Below are 14,959 nucleotides of genomic sequence, written 5' to 3'. Positions count from 1 at the left end.
ACGAATTTGCTACCTTCCGGACGGCAGATCCATCTATTTTCCTTAATCATTATACATGGCCAGCATTTATTCAATACAGCGTACCCAGGTAATTCCAGCCCCGCAGGAGGAGGTATGGAGCTATTTTTCAAACCCCGCTAACCTGCAGCATATTACGCCTGCCGCTATGCGTTTTATTGTTACTTCCGCCCCTTATACCGGCCAGGTATATCCAGGGCAGGTGATTACCTATAAGATATCGCCGCTGGCGGGCATTCCGCGGGAGTGGATGACGGAAATTACGCATGTATCCTACCTTTCTTACTTCGTAGATGAACAAAGGGTAGGGCCTTACAGTATCTGGCACCATGAGCACCATTTTGAGCAGGTACCCGGCGGCGTTAAAATGACCGACCTGGTACATTATCGATTACCCCTGGGTTGGCTGGGAAAGTTGGCGCATCGCCTGTTTGTAAAGCAACAACTGGCTATGCTGTTTGAATACCGGTATAAAGCTGTTGAAAGGATCTTTGGCCCACCAGGTTTATAATGCTGGAGTACGATGAACCTCTCTTTTGCGGGATATCGGTATCAAAAAGGTAAAGTTACCCACGGAATGCTTACGGGTGCCAGCCATCCATTCGCTGGCCGACAGTTGGGTGTACTGGATGGTGGTCCGTTTTATCACAATCCCTATCCCATAATCTATCCCCGCTATCAACGTCCGCATATGTGTACGCTGCTCGGCTTTTTGTGTAGTAAACTGGCTGTCGGTGCCACTGAAAAGCCCTCCCTGTAACAGGGCGTTATATGCTACGAAGCTCAATTGGGGTCTGGCCGTTATATATAGCTGAAATTTACGGTGAGTGGCTGTCGCGAGGTCCTGGTGACCAAAGTAGGGGTTAATCAGCCCATACCGTACATACAGGGAAGCTGTTACACTGTTCACCATTAACCCCAGCCTGGCAGTGCCGCCTCCTATAACTTCCAGGCTTTTGAGCGGGTTCCACAACATTGCTTCATAAGTGAAGTTGTAGTTGAGTAATGGGGCATTGGGCAACTGGTTGCTCCAGCCTTTAGGGAGCTGATAATTAATAACATGATGCACCAGCGTTTGTCCTTCTTTCGATAGTGCCCAGGGGCCCATTACTCCCAACAGGAATTCAGCATGAAAGCTATGTTTCCGGTCCGGATTATAGGAAGTAAGCCCATGGCTTACAAAGAGGCCTCCGGCATAATAAAAATCATCGGGTTGGTAAGTGGTCGCAGAAATGTCATTCGGCGTCATCGTTACCTGCATCACCTGCCAGCTAAACACGTTGATGGCATGTGGACCGGCTTGAGGCAATATCCATTTATCAAGAAATGCTGATGGCTTCTTTTTCATATAGCTATACCCGATAGCGCTTCCGTTGCTATAAGCGCGATCGGTACCCCGTCCCCATAAATTGAAATAATCATCATCCTCGTATATCCGTATTTGTTTGGTAGCGTCCTGTGTAATCTGGGCGGAAGTTGTTTCAGCTAAAACACAGAGCAGTAACCAAATGATACGACATTTCATGCGGTTGGCGTTAATGTATAACCTCCTGGAAAGAAGGCCTGTTATTGTTGGGTGGTAATGGTTTTAGTCAGGTTATCGCCGGTAAACAGCTTAAAAGTACTTTTCCCTGTTTTAGGAATAGCTCCCAGCCACAGCGGTACGATAGCAGCGCTATTTTTATCCGGGCTGGAAGTGGCAACAAAGTGCATTTCTGCATTGTTGGTCAGATCGTCGGAGGTAGCCGACTCCAGCTGTATCTGGGTATCGTAGTAGGTAGCGGGCATAGTGGCGGCCACCACCACCTGGGTGCCAAAATCAGGCTGGTCAATCGTGTTGCTCATGGTTTTGGCCACACCAAACAAGCTATCAAAAGACGCCTGGTTATCAATTATCCAAAAAGTAAGACTATCCGTTACCTTGATCGTGTTTTTCAGGAAGTAGCCGGAAAGCGGCTTTACATCCAGTTGACTGGAATTAATGGGTTGCACCGACAGGGTGGTGTCGGTATCATTTCCTGCTTTTTTATTATTGCTGGCGCAGGAGATAATAGCCAATAAGGAGGTTGCTAGTAGTGTAATTTTAATGTACATGGAGGATGATATTTATTACTTGTAATAACATTAAATTACCAGGAATAGTTTTGCGGGAGATACAGATTAACAGCCTTCCCGCATGTTAAGAGGTCGTTATCTTCGTATGTTCGTAATTGTTTTAGTAGTTATCAGAATACCTTGAATATTTCGAATGCATCTTTTTGTAATTGTTCCCGGTGATCGGGATGTGCAATATTGATCAGTGCCTGCGCACGTTGTTTAAGGTTTTTCCCCAGCAGGTGTGCGATACCATATTCTGTCACTACATAGTGTACATGTGCCCGGGTAGTTACCACGCTGGCGCCGGGTTGCAGGCGGGATACAATCCGGGACACACCTTTAGACGTAACGGATGGGATGGCGATAATGGGTTTCCCCTTTTCCGAAAGGGCAGCACCGCGCATAAAGTCCATTTGTCCGCCTACGCCGCTATATTGCCGGAACCCGATTGAATCGGCGCATACCTGCCCAAAAATATCTATTTCTATTGCACTGTTGATGGCAGTTACCCTGGGATTTTTCCGGATAGTAGTGGGATTATTTACGTATTCCACATCCATCAACCGCATAATGAGATTGGTATCCATAAAATCGTACAGGCGTTGACTGCCGATGGCAAAGCTGGAAATGAGGAGGCCCGGATGCACGGATTTGTATTTGCCGGTAATAACGCCTTTTTTTACCAGGTCGATCACCCCATCGGAAAACATTTCCGTGTGTATACCCAGGTCTTTGTGTGTAGTAAGGCATTGCAGTACGGCATTGGGAATACCGCCAATACCCATCTGTAAAGTGGCCCGGTCTTCAATCAGAGAGGCCACATGGCGGCCTATGGCCAATTCTGTTTGACTGGGTGGATTTATTTGTTGAGCGTAAATAGGGTAATCTACCTCAACAGCCGCATCAATCCGGGAAATGTGGATAACCCCGTCGCCAAGTACGCGGGGCATATGAGGATTCACCTCTGCAATGATGATCTTCGCCATATCAATAGCTGCCTTGGTTACATCGCAGGATACGCCCAGGGTGCAATAACCGTTTTTGTCGGGTGGGGATACTGAAATCATTGCTACATCGATAGGAAGTTCGTTGCTCCTGAAATACCGGGGTATTTCGCTGAGAAACATGGGGATATAATTGGCCCGTCCTTCGTTAACGGCTTTGCGGATATTTTTACCTACAAAGAAGGTATCTACATAAAAAGCATGTACGTGCTCAGGTTCGGCATAAGTAGCTTCCCATTCGGTATGAATGCTCACCAGGCGTACTTTCTGCAGTTCGTGGCTGCGGGCAGTCATGGCTTTTACCAGTTCTTTCGGTGTAGCGGCAGCGGAGTGCAGGAATACGGTATGCCCCGATTGTATAAGTGATACTGCGTTTGAGATAGTTGTGTAGGACATGTATATATTAGTTTGCTGCAAAATTATCGTGCAGAAAAAAAAGTAAATATGAGCAAAGTCATATTGTAGTTTTGATTCTTGTCACTTGTTTCATGTCAACAAATAACCTATTGATTTGTTGGACAATGCGCTTAAATAACGGATATGGATATACTGAACTATCGTTGGGTGGAGGAGCCTGATGCGGTGGCCATCACGGAAGTTACTTTATTAAGTTACGGGCAGTTTGAATCGGTGCTGGCGCCGGAGTACTGGGCGCAAATGAAGCATAGCCTGTCTGATGGTGCCAAATTACAGGAGCTGATGCATACTTCAGCCACCCTGGTATGTGAGGCGGGTAACCAGCTGGCCGGGGTGTTATTCCTCACACCTTCCGGGTATCCTGCCTACCCCTGCCCGGCAGAATGGGCTTATATACGTCGTTTAGGGGTAGATCCCCGTTTCAGGGGACGGGGAATCGGACGCCGTTTAACGGAAATGGCTATTCAACAGGCACGTGCTAATGGAGAACAGCATCTAGGACTTCATACCAGCACTATTATGCCCGATGCCAGGCACTTATACGAGCAGTTGGGCTTTAGCGTAATGCGGGAACTGGAGCCTATTTTGGGGCAGCAGTATTGGTTATATCATATGTTACTCTCATAAAAGTTATCCATTTTAGCTCAATCGGTGGATAAATATTGATCATATGTTATGACATTTAGATGGGATTTTTGGCCTATATTAGCGATCTAAAAAATCCGGTACACAACATCTTTGCGGCGAGGTTTGGCACATATAAGTGAGCAGGAGCTAATAGAACGCTTATTGGTGGAAGACCCAGCGGCGAGAGAATTGTTATATGACCGGTATGCAGGAGCACTATACAATATGGTACTGCAATTGGTACCCGTTAAACACAGGGCAAACGAAGTCATTGTAAAAGTATTTAACTGGGCCTTTCATCACATTGGAACGTTTCATTCATCCGGCTACCAAACGCTGTTTGCATGGCTGATGCGCAAAGCAAGAGAATTCGCCATTAAAGAAGTTGTACCGGAAACCGCGTTAACCGGCACGGAACTAATAAGACAGGAAGAAGGTATTTTGCAACGGTTTTACCTGGTGCTGCCAGCAGATCAACAACAGGTGTTCAGGCTTTCTTATTTTAAAGGATTATCAATCGCAACGATAGCTCGCTTACTGGCTTTGCCGGAAGAGCAAATAAATGACATACTGGGAGATGCTATGAGATCTTTCAGACAATTCCTAAAAAATACTTGGAACTAAAATTCTACATAGAAAGCGGTATTATCGAGTCCTTCGTGTTGGGCCTGGCTTCTGAAGCAGAAGTGGAAGAGCTGCAACATATGAGAAGACTTTATCCGGAACTCAATACGGAGGTGGAATTCGTTGAGCGCAGGCTGGAAAGGGCTGCATTTGATGAGCCCGTTTTGCCTCCTGTAGAAATCCGTGATCGTGTATTGCAGAAAATCCGCTGGGACCACAATAGCGGTGGCCATTTCGGAGATAACAATTCTAACTATACCTTTATCAATATCCAGCCTAAAGACGGCGACCATATTACGGTGCATCGTTGGTGGAAAATCTTCTTTATCATCTTCTTTATTATGTCCAAGGTTTTCCTGTTCCTGGCCATTTTCTACTATCTTAAATACCGCCAGTCACAGGAACAACACAGCGATTTACTGCCTGCACGTTATCAACAAGAGCAGGTACAAAGCAGTAGACTGTAATTTTTACCCCCGAAAATCGTTATTTAAAAAAAAATATAAATTTGACAATCCACCGAGGGGTGATTTACCGTATTTATAAATATGGTATTAAATAATCATATTTAATGGTGGCTGATTTCTGTAAACTAACGGTTTGAATATTAGCGACTATATCGAAAGTGGCATTATAGAGCGTTACGTGCTCGGCCTCACTTCACCAGACCAGGAAGAAGAGCTCCTACACCTGCGCCTTATTTATCCATTGCTGGATATTGAAATTACTGCGGCTGAACTGAGAATTGAAGATAAATTACAGGAAGAGGGACAAGTGCCGCCTGATGAGCTGAGAACCCTGGTTTTACAACGCTTCAGAACCGATAAGAGAAAGGAAGAACATACCTGGCGGAACTATAACACCCATGAGCCTACGAATTCCCGTAACGCTTATATACGCCTCGAGCCTTTCTGGAACCGCCGCATTACCGTGAGTATCTGGTGGAGATGCGGATTTATCGCCATGACAGTACTTACGATGTCACTGGCCGCCAGTACCTGGTACTTTCACCAGCGCGCCCAGCAACTGGAAGAGGTATTAATAAAGCTCAAAGTAGCCGCCATCACTCACTCCACCGACATAACCCATTAATAACCCGGTTTCATTTGGTACGTTTATTGTAAATGCAGAACTTGCCGCCGTATTCGTGCTGTTATAAACCTTATTTGATAACTGCGTGTTGAATACTATGGCATTTAAACACACAAATTAATTTCCCATGAGAAAATTTTCATTTGCAGCATTACTGATGGCTATCGTGGCCATTTTTGCATCTTCCTGCTCCCCTAAACAAGGCGTAACACAAGACATTACCAAAAGCTCCGTAAAAGGTAACTGGGTGCTGACCGATATTAAATATGAAGGTATCCCGGATAACGCCAAAGTAACTGTTTTCGACGAAGCCAATGCAAAATGCTTTATCGGTAGCCAGTGGATACTCCCTGATAACTGGGCAGGCGGATCTTACGCGCTTTCTTCTACAGATAATGGTTGCAGCCCCGTTACACAGAAGATTGCCTGGACGCTCACCAAATCTAACGGCGTTACCCTGTTTGGCTTCAAAAAACTCTTCACCGGCGATAAAGCCAAAAACGTAACAGAAGGATACCGCATGGAAGTAACCGGCGCGGGAAGCATGATGACCTGGAGAGCAAATGTGAACTTTGAAGGTAAAAGTGCCGCTATTATCTATACACTGCAAAGGAAGTAAAATATAATATATCACATAGAACGATTGAGGCGAATGATCTTAGCGGTAATTATCCGTTCAGGTTATTCGCCTCAATAGCTATATGCTTTGTGTGCTATTAATGTTATATTTAGAAAGGAATCATAAAGCACCAATATGATGAGCACGCAGCATTCTCAAATTCAGTTCCTGGCCCATGCCAGCTTCCGGATCAATACCCCCGAAGGTCGCGTTATCCTGGTAGATCCCTGGTATACCAACAATCCATTTTTACCAACAGGTATCGAGATCCCCGAACAGGTAGACCTGATCCTGATTACGCATGGCCATCGCGACCACCTGGACAGTAGAATAATAGAGCTGATCCGTACCAAATCACCGAAAGTAATTGCCAATCCTATTGTACGCTATTACCTACAGGAACAGGGAGTGCCGGAACATACTTTTGAACAAATGAATGCTGGGGGCACCATATCCATTATGGACCTTAAAATTACCATGACAAATGCCTTTCATTTTGCCCAGGTGCATCTGCCGGATGGAAAGATCGGCTATCCACATACTACCAACGGATTTATTATCTGGATGAGTGACGATATTTCTGTGTATTATTCCGGCGATACCTCGGTGTTTGCCGATATGGAATTATTAGGAGAGATATATGAACCGGATATTGCTATTTTACCAATAGGCGACAGGTATACCATGGGGCCGCTGGAAGCGGCTTTTGCTATCCGGTTGTTGAAAGTAAAACATGTGATTCCCTGTCACTATGGTACCATGTCCACCTTAACCGGAACACCGGAAAAATTGAAAGCATTGACAGAAGACGTGGAACGCCTGGTCATTCATGCACTCAAACCAGGAGAAACATTGGATACTTCAGTAGTGAAACCAGGAAACCATTAGCGAAGCTATAGGAATGATTAAATAAGAATTATGTTACCCCTTGATACTGCACGCTTATTAATATATCCCTGCCGTTTGCCCTTGCTGACGCAGATTTATCTCCGGCATCCGGATGCCGGAGAAGTAATACAGGCACACATTCCGGACGAATGGCCACAACAAGATCTGAGGGAGCAATTACCGCACTTTATTGAGCTGCTGCAACACGACCCGGCCTCATATCCCTGGATGCTCTGGATTATTGTATCCAAAGCCGGTAAAACAGTGTTGGGAGATATTGGATTCAAAGGTCGGCCCGATAAAAATGGGGTCGTGGAAATAGGATACGCCCTGTTGCCCTCTCACCGGGGACAAGGTTATATGAAGGAAGCCGCTACCGCGCTGGTAGCATGGGCTTTCCAGCAACCCCACGTCAGGAAACTGATAGCAGAATGCGATATTACAAATACATCTTCCAGGAAAATATTACAACACCTGGGAATGAAAGAAACTATGACTTCGGGGGAAATGTTGCACTGGCACCTGCTTAATAAATAACGTAGGGGTATCTCCGTTATTCCGTCATGTTTTGCCGCGTAAATCGGATAAAAAGCTGGCAAAGCTTATCCTGCAAGCCCTGTAGATAAGTGAAATGGAGCTTTCTCACCAGCTTAAAGTTTTTTACCGGCAAAATGGTAAACTCTCCCAGCTCCAGTTCACGCTGTACCGCCTGCAGGGAAATAAAGGCGGCACAGGGCGAATGGTGAAGGTATGATTTGATACTTTCCGTACTACCCATATACATGGCTACGTTCAGGTCGGTGATCTTTAACTTTAGCCGCTTCAGCTCTTCGGTAATTACCTCCAGCGTACCGGAGCCATGTTCCCGCATCAGCAGGGGAATGGTTTTCAGGTCGGCGGCGGTAAGGGGTTCGCCATTGCCATAACGGTGTTTTACATTCCCTACCAGCACAATTTCATCTTTCGCAAACTCTACATATTTCAATAATGGATTTTTGGAACTACCTTCTATAATACCCAGCTGTATTGTTTTTTCAAACAGCGCCTGCTCAATCTGTTCCGTATTACCGTTGGTCAATGATGTTTTTACATCCGGGTAACGTTGATTGAACTTGGCCAGCAGCGGTGGTATGAGGTATTGGGCAATGGTGGTGCTGGCCCCTATGGGCAGCAAACCACCCTGCATATGTTTTAATTGATTGACGTCGTATTCCAGGTTCCGGTAGTCGGTAAAAATGATTTCTGCGTGATGCATAACCAGCATACCTGCACGGGTTAATTTAATTTTGTTGCCTATCCTTTCAAAGAGAGCCATCCCCAGTTGTTGCTCCAGCTCGTGAATATGCTTGGTAACAGCAGGTTGGGAAATATATAACTCCTCTGCAGCTTTGGTAAAGCTTAGGCGTTTGGCGACGGTATGAAATACCCTGAGTCTGAAATCGAACATGCAATAAAAATACAAAATAACCTTACAACTCAGGCGGGGCAAAGCCAAAGTGTTTATAAATCTGTTGCCCCCTTGGCCCCATCAGGAAATCCATAAAGTCCTTTGCGGCCTGCGGATGGGGTGCTGATTTAAGGATACCCGCCCAATAAGTGGCCCTGATATTCTCTTTTTCGGGGATCTTTACCAGGTTGATGGGGTGCCCGATCATTTGCTGGTACCACGCTTCGGTAAACCATACCGGGCCTGCATCTGCCTGTTTATACAGGATGCGCAGCGGGGTTTCCCGGTGATGAATTTTGGTCAGGTAAGTACTGCCGTTGGCGGTTTTATCTTTCATCACGGCTTCCTTCAGGGAGGGGCCGCCGGCCTTTACATAGGCTTCTTCTATACGTTTGCCAATGCCTTCCCAGGCAGGGTTAGGCATGGCTACCCTTACATCTTTGCGGCCCAGGTCTTTCAACCCGCTAATCTTTTTCGGATTACCCTTTTGTACCATAATAGCCAGCGTATTGTCGGCATAATTTCTTACCACGGAAAAGCTATCCTTAAGCTGATCAATGCGGCTTTTGCCGGCTGTATAAATATCTGGCTGTATGGCTATACGAAGATTACCCATAACCAGGGAGCCGGTAAGGATTTGCTGTGCCAGTATGCCTGGGGGCAACGTTTCCGCAAATACCCGTTGGTATTGAGGATATACCTGTTTGAAATCATGAATAAGCGAGTCTATCACCATAAACTGGTTACCGGCAAAGAAAATCACCAGCTGAGGATCGATGATATCGCCATACAGATCCGGTGCATTGTCGATGCCTGGTACGGTAAACGATACACCTGCGGCTGGTGGCGTATTCCAGGGTGGATCAAACCGATGGTCCTGGGCATATAATCCCCCGGCCAATAATACCATTACTATCAGCCATGTTACAAAGTACTTCATGTGTTTTCGTTTATGGGTGTACGTAATGCCAGCCTTCAGACTGTTTGATAATCAATTCGCCATTACCGCTGGGTGTATATTGAATGAAAGGAAAAAGCTCGTCTTTGGTGATATTCCTTTCCCGCATCGTGTTTTCGCACTCTACCAGGATAACGCCTTTATTCAGCAGGTCTTGCAGCAGCGATTCATAAGGCTTATCCTTTTTATAGGCAGTAATGCCACCGCCATGGGCAACCAGTTCAATAGTTACTTTATTTTGCAGCCGTGGATCTTCCAGTGCATTTTTTATGTTACGCAATGTATTGCGAATTACTTTATCATCGTCACTGTTGAGTTGATAAACAGCTTTGTACTTCGATTTGCGCTGGCTCATGGCGTATTGGGTGCCCAACAGGCTAAAAAGACAAAGGAGAAAAACTAACTTCTTCATAAGGTGTTTAATGTTTACGATTAATGTTGCATGGAAATATAAGGTCCGTATTTATGCTGTGTTTCAGAGTATTCGTCTGCATACGGACCAAATGGAAAATCAACAGGTTTTTGTTTTATGTCCTTCCAGTCGGCCGACTGATCTTTATGCGGCCTTGGCTGTGAGTTAATAAAAGCGGCTACATCCCAGGCATCTTCATCGGTCAGCCTGGTGCTGGTGTAATCTACGCCAAAAGGCATATTATATTTTACATAACCCGCAAAGGTGCTCAGGCGGTATAGGCCGGCGCCATCGTTGTAACTGCTGGAGCCCCATAGCGGTGGGTAGACGTAGGTGACACTGTCAGGATTCTTTACGCCTTCTCCCTGGTCGCCGTGGCAGGTTTTGCATTGTTGTGTATATACTTTAGCGCCTTTTTCCGGGCTGGCTGCGCGCGATAGCAACGCCAGTTTGGGAATGCCGCTACCAGTAGGCTTTTCATCAGTAGTTACACCGCTACCCAGCCATTCGATATAGGCCCTGATGGCGCCCATTTCCCGCGAATTGCTGTCTGGTGCAGTCCCATTCAGGCTGCGTTCAAAGCAGTCGCTGATGCGCTTGTTCAGTGTTTCCACACTGTTGGATCTTGCCCTGAATTTAGGGTAGGAGCGGGCGGTGGTACTGTAGTTATTACCAAAAGGTTTGGTGCCGGCCTGCAGGTGGCAGTTCTGACAATTCATACCATTGGTGAGCGGGCGTATGCTCCCGTTAGGCCCGAAGAAGGTGGCTGTTTCGCGAATCAATGCCTGCCCGTAAAGCACGGTGATGCCGGCTTCTCCGTTGGGCAGGGTGGTGGCGGCTGGCGGTTGCCAGGGCTTTGCCGCGGGCTCGGCTGCGACGGCCGCCGGGCCGGAATGGATAGGTGGGCGAACAGATAACAAATAGGTTTCTATACCTACCAATAATGCTAAAATAAGCAGGCATATCAGGGCTCCGGATAAGACCCGCTTATAACGTTGAACTTTTCTGGCTTCCATTTGAAATTACAGGTTGGTGGAATGATGCCACAAAGGTAGCCGTCCCCCAAAGCGATGTCAAATAACTAATAACTATTACTGATAACATTTAGTTATGGACACCTGATAACAAAAACGTGAAGCGATAAAAGTAAGTAAAAATATTTTTAAAAGAAAACCCCGTACAGCAATGGCTGTACGGGGCTCTGGAAATTAATTATTTAGCGTTAGTCAGACGACCAGGTTATGCTTTTTTCTTACCTGCGTTTTTGTTATTTGATTTGTAACGCATGTCAGGAGTACCGTCTTTTTTAGTTGGACCTGCAGGAGCAGCAGCAGTTTTGTTGGCTTTAAAGCGCTTATCAAGCGTACCATCTTTTTTGGTAGGACCAGCAGGAGCCGGGGTAGCGGCAGCAGCAGCAGGAGCAGCGGCAGCCTTTTTCTCTACTTTTTCAGCTTTCTTCTCTACTTTTTCAGTTTTAGCCTTAGTTGCCTTTACTTCTTTTTTTGCTGCAGTTGCAGGTGCCTGTGCCATTACGGTGAAACCCATAAACATGGCCAGTAATCCGGTGAGGAGCTTTTTCATGATCAAATATGTTTTATGAAAATTTAAGCTTTTTTCTCCATTGCTGTATCCGCCAGGCTTTATTTTTAAGCAATATTTAATAATTAATTCTTATCTACCCACATACCGTTTTCGCGGATCAGGTCAATGAGTTCATTCACCGCTACGTCGCTGTTAAGGCCTCTTTTCACAATTTCTTTCCCTTTGTACAGGGTAATTTTTCCTACACCGCTGCCTACGTATCCGAAATCGGCATCAGCCATTTCACCGGGTCCATTCACGATACAGCCCATGATGGCTATTTTAACGCCTTTCAGATGATGGGTTACCGCCCGTATCCTGGCAGTGGTTTCCTGTAAATCAAACAGGGTACGGCCGCAGGATGGGCAGGAAATATATTCTGTTTTGGAAATACGGGTGCGGGTAGCCTGTAAAATACCAAAGGCAATGTTATTGAGCGAGGCAGTTTCGCCAGTAACAGGCGCCTGGTTGGTCAGCCATATGCCATCGCCGAAGCCATCCAGCAAGAGGGCGCCCGCTTCGGTAGCATGGTGGATCAGGTGTTCATCGGCCGTAGGCTGTTGACTGATACTCTGTATAATCACCGGCACTTTGATATTATCTGTCAGCAGGGAAATAAATAAACGCCTGATGGCTGCCATCGCATTGCTGCCGGTGGCAGTGGCTACCAGTATAGCATTGGCGGCAATGGCAGGTTGCTGCAACTGGCGGAGTAATTCCTCCTGGGTAGCGTTACTGTTGTTACAGTTATACTGTACAAAGTTCACTGGCGCGGTTTTACCACTGGCCAGGGCTTGTACATATTGTTCGGCGGTAAAGTAAGGTACTATCTCAGTGGAAGAAGCTGTATGCTGCCAGTGGTCTGCATCTACCACCACGCGGAGGGTGCCGGGTAAGCCGAAACCAGGAACCTGTTTGCCGGTATAGAGGTAATCTGCTGCTGCATCTCCGATGTTCCATTTATCGCTGGGGGCATCGTATACATAGCCGATAGCTTGTAAGTGTTCTGGCTCAAGAGCACCCTGCTGGCTGTAATCAGCTACTACCACCGGGACTTGTTTGTCGCCGGTATTTTCTACGGCCAGGCTTTCCCGGCGTTGGTATTCAAACGGGGAGTAGGGCACCTGCGTAACTGGTTGTAGCGCAATAGTGTCCTGGCGGTTGGTATAACGTTTCACGATATCCTTACATACAGGGAGTTCAAATTCAGGATCTTCTGTGAGAGATACACGAATGGTATCGCCTACGCCATCCTCAAGCAGCGTACCGATGCCGATAGCCGATTTAATGCGGCCATCTTCACCATCACCGGCTTCTGTAACGCCCAGGTGCAGCGGGTAGCAGTGTCCCAGCTCCTGTTGCATGGTTTGTACCAGCAAGCGGTAAGCCTGTACCATTACCTGCGGATTGCTGGCCTTCATGCTCAGCACTATATTGCGATAGTGCAGATCTTCTGCGATGCGCAAGAATTCCATGGCGCTTTCCACCATACCCATGGGGGTATCGCCATAGCGGCTCATGATACGGTCGCTCAGGGAACCATGGTTGGTGCCTATCCGCATAGCGGTGCCGTATTCTTTACAGATCTTTACCAGCGGGGAAAAGCGCTCCCGGATACGGTCTATCTCTTCCTGGTATTCACTGTCGGTATAATCAATCTGTTCAAATTTCTTTTTATCTACATAATTCCCGGGGTTTACACGCACTTTTTCCACAATGCGGGCGGCAATTTCCGCAGCATTGGGGGTAAAGTGAATATCGGCTACCAGGGGAGTAGTATATCCTTGTTTGCGAAGTTCATTCTTGATAACCAATAAGTTATCTGCCTCTTTCTTACTGGGGGCGGTAATTCTTACCAGCTCGGCACCTGCTTCAATACAGCGGATGGTTTGGGCTACAGTGGCCGCAGTATCCATGGTATCGGTGGTGGTCATTGTTTGAATGCGCACCGGGTTAAAGTTACCGATGATCAGATCTCCCACCTTTACTTCCAGTGTGGCCAGTCGCTTGTATTCTGTTAAAGAGTTGCAATAAAGTTGCATACATTTTTGTTTTCCTGCAGAGCAAAGTTAGTAACATGTAGGGTAAAAATTTGCTAAAAGTGGCGCTCCGAAGCCGGCAATTTCCGCTACGGCTTAAAGCTACATTAAATTCCACGAACGGCGGAAGCAGGGAACCGGAAATAGGCGATAAAGGCGTAATTTCGGACCTCTATATGTTAGTGAATAAAAGCATAGATATTCCTTATCAGCAACTACCTTTCAAAGGGCAGTTCAATGTAGCGCCATTGGGTACCTTCCGCAATGAGCTCACAGACCAGCCCCATCGCCATGATCATTTCCAGATTATCTGGATCATCAGGGGCAAAGGCAGACATATGGTGGATTTTGTTTGGTATGAAGTGGAAGATAATATGATTTTTCTGCTTCGTCCAGGGCAGGTACATCAGCTGGATTGCGAGCGGGAAGGCCATTTCCTGTACTTCACCGAACAATTTTATTTTACCAATAAGCATGATAAGGAAACCCTCTACGACTTTACCAACTTATTCGACAACTGGCATGGATATGCTCCCATCACCATCAGCGATCATACCTCCACCTCGCTGCATGGCCTGATCTCCCTCATGGCACAGGAAAAAACCACGGCGCCTCATTGCAGCCAGGGGGTTGTAAAACATTACCTCAACGCTTTCTTGTTACTTATTGAGCGGGAAAAGAAACGCAATGCGGCAGAAACGATGATGCCTTTCACCCACGATGCCCGGGTAGTGCAATTACGCCGCTTGCTCGAACAACATTACAGAACAGAACACCAGGTGGCTTTTTATGCCAATGCTTTTGCGCTCACGCCTAAAAGATTAAATGAAATCACCAAAGAAACGGCTGGTCGTACTGTTACTGAACTACTCCACGATCGTATTGTACTCGAATCCAAACGCAACCTGGCCTTTAGTCATAAAAGTGTCAAGGAGATCTGCTATGAGCTTGGATTTGAAGACCCTGCTTACTTTAGCCGTTTTTTTAAAAATAATACAGGTATCTCTCCACAGGATTTCCGGGACATGATGTTCAAATAGTCCAAGTCAATGGATAAATAGTCCTAACACCCTCCTTTTACCCCGGGGTATATTTGCGTACTTATTTGCCAACCCTTATCAACGGCAATTTTTAGA

Annotated in this window: 18 protein-coding genes; 9 read left to right on the top strand and 9 right to left on the bottom strand. The window is 46.4% G+C overall.

Annotation, left to right across the window (positions count from 1 at the left end; translation table 11 throughout):
- Nucleotides 1-55: 55 nt before the first annotated feature.
- Nucleotides 56-529: an SRPBCC family protein gene (locus HGH91_RS09170; protein ID WP_168738166.1), complete on the top strand. Its 474-nt coding sequence runs from the start codon at nt 56-58 to the stop codon at nt 527-529.
- Here the strand turns inward: HGH91_RS09170 and HGH91_RS09165 are convergent.
- From HGH91_RS09165 to HGH91_RS09155, 3 genes are all read right to left on the bottom strand, one after another.
- Nucleotides 524-1,543 carry a lipid A deacylase LpxR family protein gene (locus tag HGH91_RS09165; RefSeq protein ID WP_168738165.1) on the bottom strand — a complete coding sequence of 340 codons (1,020 nt, stop codon included), beginning with the start codon at nt 1,541-1,543 and terminating at the stop codon, nt 524-526. The genes HGH91_RS09170 and HGH91_RS09165 overlap by 6 nt on opposite strands.
- Before the next feature lie 41 nt (nt 1,544-1,584).
- The gene (locus tag HGH91_RS09160; RefSeq protein ID WP_168738164.1) at nt 1,585-2,112 is read right to left on the bottom strand and encodes a hypothetical protein; all 528 of its coding nucleotides are present in this window, start codon (nt 2,110-2,112) and stop codon (nt 1,585-1,587) included.
- Between the two features lie 131 nt (nt 2,113-2,243).
- Nucleotides 2,244-3,515, bottom strand: coding sequence for an acetyl-CoA hydrolase/transferase family protein (locus HGH91_RS09155; RefSeq protein ID WP_168738163.1), 1,272 nt, complete (start codon nt 3,513-3,515; stop codon nt 2,244-2,246).
- A gap of 144 nt (nt 3,516-3,659) precedes the next feature.
- On the opposite strand from HGH91_RS09155, the gene HGH91_RS09150 reads away from it, so the two are divergent.
- The 7 genes from HGH91_RS09150 (at nt 3,660) to HGH91_RS09120 (ending at nt 7,923) form a co-directional block, all read left to right on the top strand.
- On the top strand, nt 3,660-4,163 hold the full coding sequence (locus HGH91_RS09150) for a GNAT family N-acetyltransferase (RefSeq protein WP_168738162.1): 504 nt from the start codon (nt 3,660-3,662) through the stop codon (nt 4,161-4,163).
- Between the two features lie 123 nt (nt 4,164-4,286).
- A complete protein-coding gene (locus tag HGH91_RS09145) occupies nt 4,287-4,787 on the top strand; it encodes an RNA polymerase sigma factor (RefSeq protein ID WP_168738161.1) in 501 nt (166 codons plus the stop codon).
- Nucleotides 4,778-5,254 carry a hypothetical protein gene (locus tag HGH91_RS09140; protein ID WP_168738160.1) on the top strand — a complete coding sequence of 159 codons (477 nt, stop codon included), beginning with the start codon at nt 4,778-4,780 and terminating at the stop codon, nt 5,252-5,254. The genes HGH91_RS09145 and HGH91_RS09140 overlap by 10 nt, the downstream gene beginning before the upstream one ends.
- 133 nt (nt 5,255-5,387) lie before the next feature.
- Complete coding sequence (locus tag HGH91_RS09135) at nt 5,388-5,879, top strand: hypothetical protein (RefSeq protein ID WP_168738159.1); 492 nt, start codon at nt 5,388-5,390, stop codon at nt 5,877-5,879.
- 127 nt (nt 5,880-6,006) lie between these two features.
- Entirely contained in the window at nt 6,007-6,498 is a 492-nt protein-coding gene (locus HGH91_RS09130) for a lipocalin family protein (protein WP_168738158.1), read from the top strand.
- Nucleotides 6,499-6,633: 135 nt separating this feature from the next.
- The gene (locus HGH91_RS09125; RefSeq protein ID WP_168738157.1) at nt 6,634-7,386 is read left to right on the top strand and encodes a metal-dependent hydrolase; all 753 of its coding nucleotides are present in this window, start codon (nt 6,634-6,636) and stop codon (nt 7,384-7,386) included.
- A 30-nt stretch (nt 7,387-7,416) separates the two neighbouring features.
- Nucleotides 7,417-7,923: a GNAT family N-acetyltransferase gene (locus tag HGH91_RS09120; protein WP_168738156.1), complete on the top strand. Its 507-nt coding sequence runs from the start codon at nt 7,417-7,419 to the stop codon at nt 7,921-7,923.
- Between the two features lie 16 nt (nt 7,924-7,939).
- Here the strand turns inward: HGH91_RS09120 and HGH91_RS09115 are convergent, their stop codons facing one another.
- From HGH91_RS09115 to ispG, 6 genes are all read right to left on the bottom strand, one after another.
- A complete protein-coding gene (locus tag HGH91_RS09115; RefSeq protein WP_168738155.1) occupies nt 7,940-8,833 on the bottom strand; it encodes a LysR family transcriptional regulator in 894 nt (297 codons plus the stop codon).
- A 22-nt stretch (nt 8,834-8,855) separates the two neighbouring features.
- Nucleotides 8,856-9,773, bottom strand: a complete 918-nt coding sequence (locus tag HGH91_RS09110) for a molybdate ABC transporter substrate-binding protein (protein WP_168738154.1) — start codon at nt 9,771-9,773, stop codon at nt 8,856-8,858.
- Between the two features lie 10 nt (nt 9,774-9,783).
- Complete coding sequence (locus tag HGH91_RS09105) at nt 9,784-10,203, bottom strand: DsrE family protein (protein WP_168738153.1); 420 nt, start codon at nt 10,201-10,203, stop codon at nt 9,784-9,786.
- 20 nt (nt 10,204-10,223) lie between these two features.
- Nucleotides 10,224-11,219, bottom strand: coding sequence for a c-type cytochrome (locus tag HGH91_RS09100; protein WP_168738152.1), 996 nt, complete (start codon nt 11,217-11,219; stop codon nt 10,224-10,226).
- Nucleotides 11,220-11,442: 223 nt separating this feature from the next.
- A complete protein-coding gene (locus HGH91_RS09095) occupies nt 11,443-11,784 on the bottom strand; it encodes a hypothetical protein (protein WP_168738151.1) in 342 nt (113 codons plus the stop codon).
- An 83-nt stretch (nt 11,785-11,867) separates the two neighbouring features.
- Nucleotides 11,868-13,826: a (E)-4-hydroxy-3-methylbut-2-enyl-diphosphate synthase gene (ispG, locus tag HGH91_RS09090; RefSeq protein ID WP_168738150.1), complete on the bottom strand. Its 1,959-nt coding sequence runs from the start codon at nt 13,824-13,826 to the stop codon at nt 11,868-11,870.
- Between the two features lie 173 nt (nt 13,827-13,999).
- Between ispG and HGH91_RS09085 the strand changes: the two genes are divergently transcribed.
- On the top strand, nt 14,000-14,863 hold the full coding sequence (locus HGH91_RS09085) for a helix-turn-helix domain-containing protein (protein ID WP_168738149.1): 864 nt from the start codon (nt 14,000-14,002) through the stop codon (nt 14,861-14,863).
- Nucleotides 14,864-14,959: the final 96 nt, after the last annotated feature.

Origin of the sequence: Chitinophaga eiseniae (assembly GCF_012641265.1) — a bacterium.
Lineage (GTDB): Bacteria > Bacteroidota > Bacteroidia > Chitinophagales > Chitinophagaceae > Chitinophaga > Chitinophaga eiseniae_A.
This window is presented reverse-complemented; position numbering and strand designations above follow the sequence as displayed.

Coding starts and splice junctions, on each gene's coding strand:
- HGH91_RS09160 (WP_168738164.1), bottom strand. CDS start 2,112: ATGTACATTAAAATTACACTACTAGCAACCTCCTTATTGGCTATTATC.
- HGH91_RS09115 (WP_168738155.1), bottom strand. CDS start 8,833: ATGTTCGATTTCAGACTCAGGGTATTTCATACCGTCGCCAAACGCCTA.
- ispG (WP_168738150.1), bottom strand. CDS start 13,826: ATGCAACTTTATTGCAACTCTTTAACAGAATACAAGCGACTGGCCACA.
- HGH91_RS09170 (WP_168738166.1), top strand. CDS start 56: ATGGCCAGCATTTATTCAATACAGCGTACCCAGGTAATTCCAGCCCCG.
- HGH91_RS09130 (WP_168738158.1), top strand. CDS start 6,007: ATGAGAAAATTTTCATTTGCAGCATTACTGATGGCTATCGTGGCCATT.
- HGH91_RS09085 (WP_168738149.1), top strand. CDS start 14,000: ATGTTAGTGAATAAAAGCATAGATATTCCTTATCAGCAACTACCTTTC.
- HGH91_RS09120 (WP_168738156.1), top strand. CDS start 7,417: ATGTTACCCCTTGATACTGCACGCTTATTAATATATCCCTGCCGTTTG.
- HGH91_RS09110 (WP_168738154.1), bottom strand. CDS start 9,773: ATGAAGTACTTTGTAACATGGCTGATAGTAATGGTATTATTGGCCGGG.
- HGH91_RS09155 (WP_168738163.1), bottom strand. CDS start 3,515: ATGTCCTACACAACTATCTCAAACGCAGTATCACTTATACAATCGGGG.
- HGH91_RS09105 (WP_168738153.1), bottom strand. CDS start 10,203: ATGAAGAAGTTAGTTTTTCTCCTTTGTCTTTTTAGCCTGTTGGGCACC.
- HGH91_RS09100 (WP_168738152.1), bottom strand. CDS start 11,219: ATGGAAGCCAGAAAAGTTCAACGTTATAAGCGGGTCTTATCCGGAGCC.
- HGH91_RS09125 (WP_168738157.1), top strand. CDS start 6,634: ATGATGAGCACGCAGCATTCTCAAATTCAGTTCCTGGCCCATGCCAGC.
- HGH91_RS09150 (WP_168738162.1), top strand. CDS start 3,660: ATGGATATACTGAACTATCGTTGGGTGGAGGAGCCTGATGCGGTGGCC.
- HGH91_RS09095 (WP_168738151.1), bottom strand. CDS start 11,784: ATGAAAAAGCTCCTCACCGGATTACTGGCCATGTTTATGGGTTTCACC.
- HGH91_RS09165 (WP_168738165.1), bottom strand. CDS start 1,543: ATGAAATGTCGTATCATTTGGTTACTGCTCTGTGTTTTAGCTGAAACA.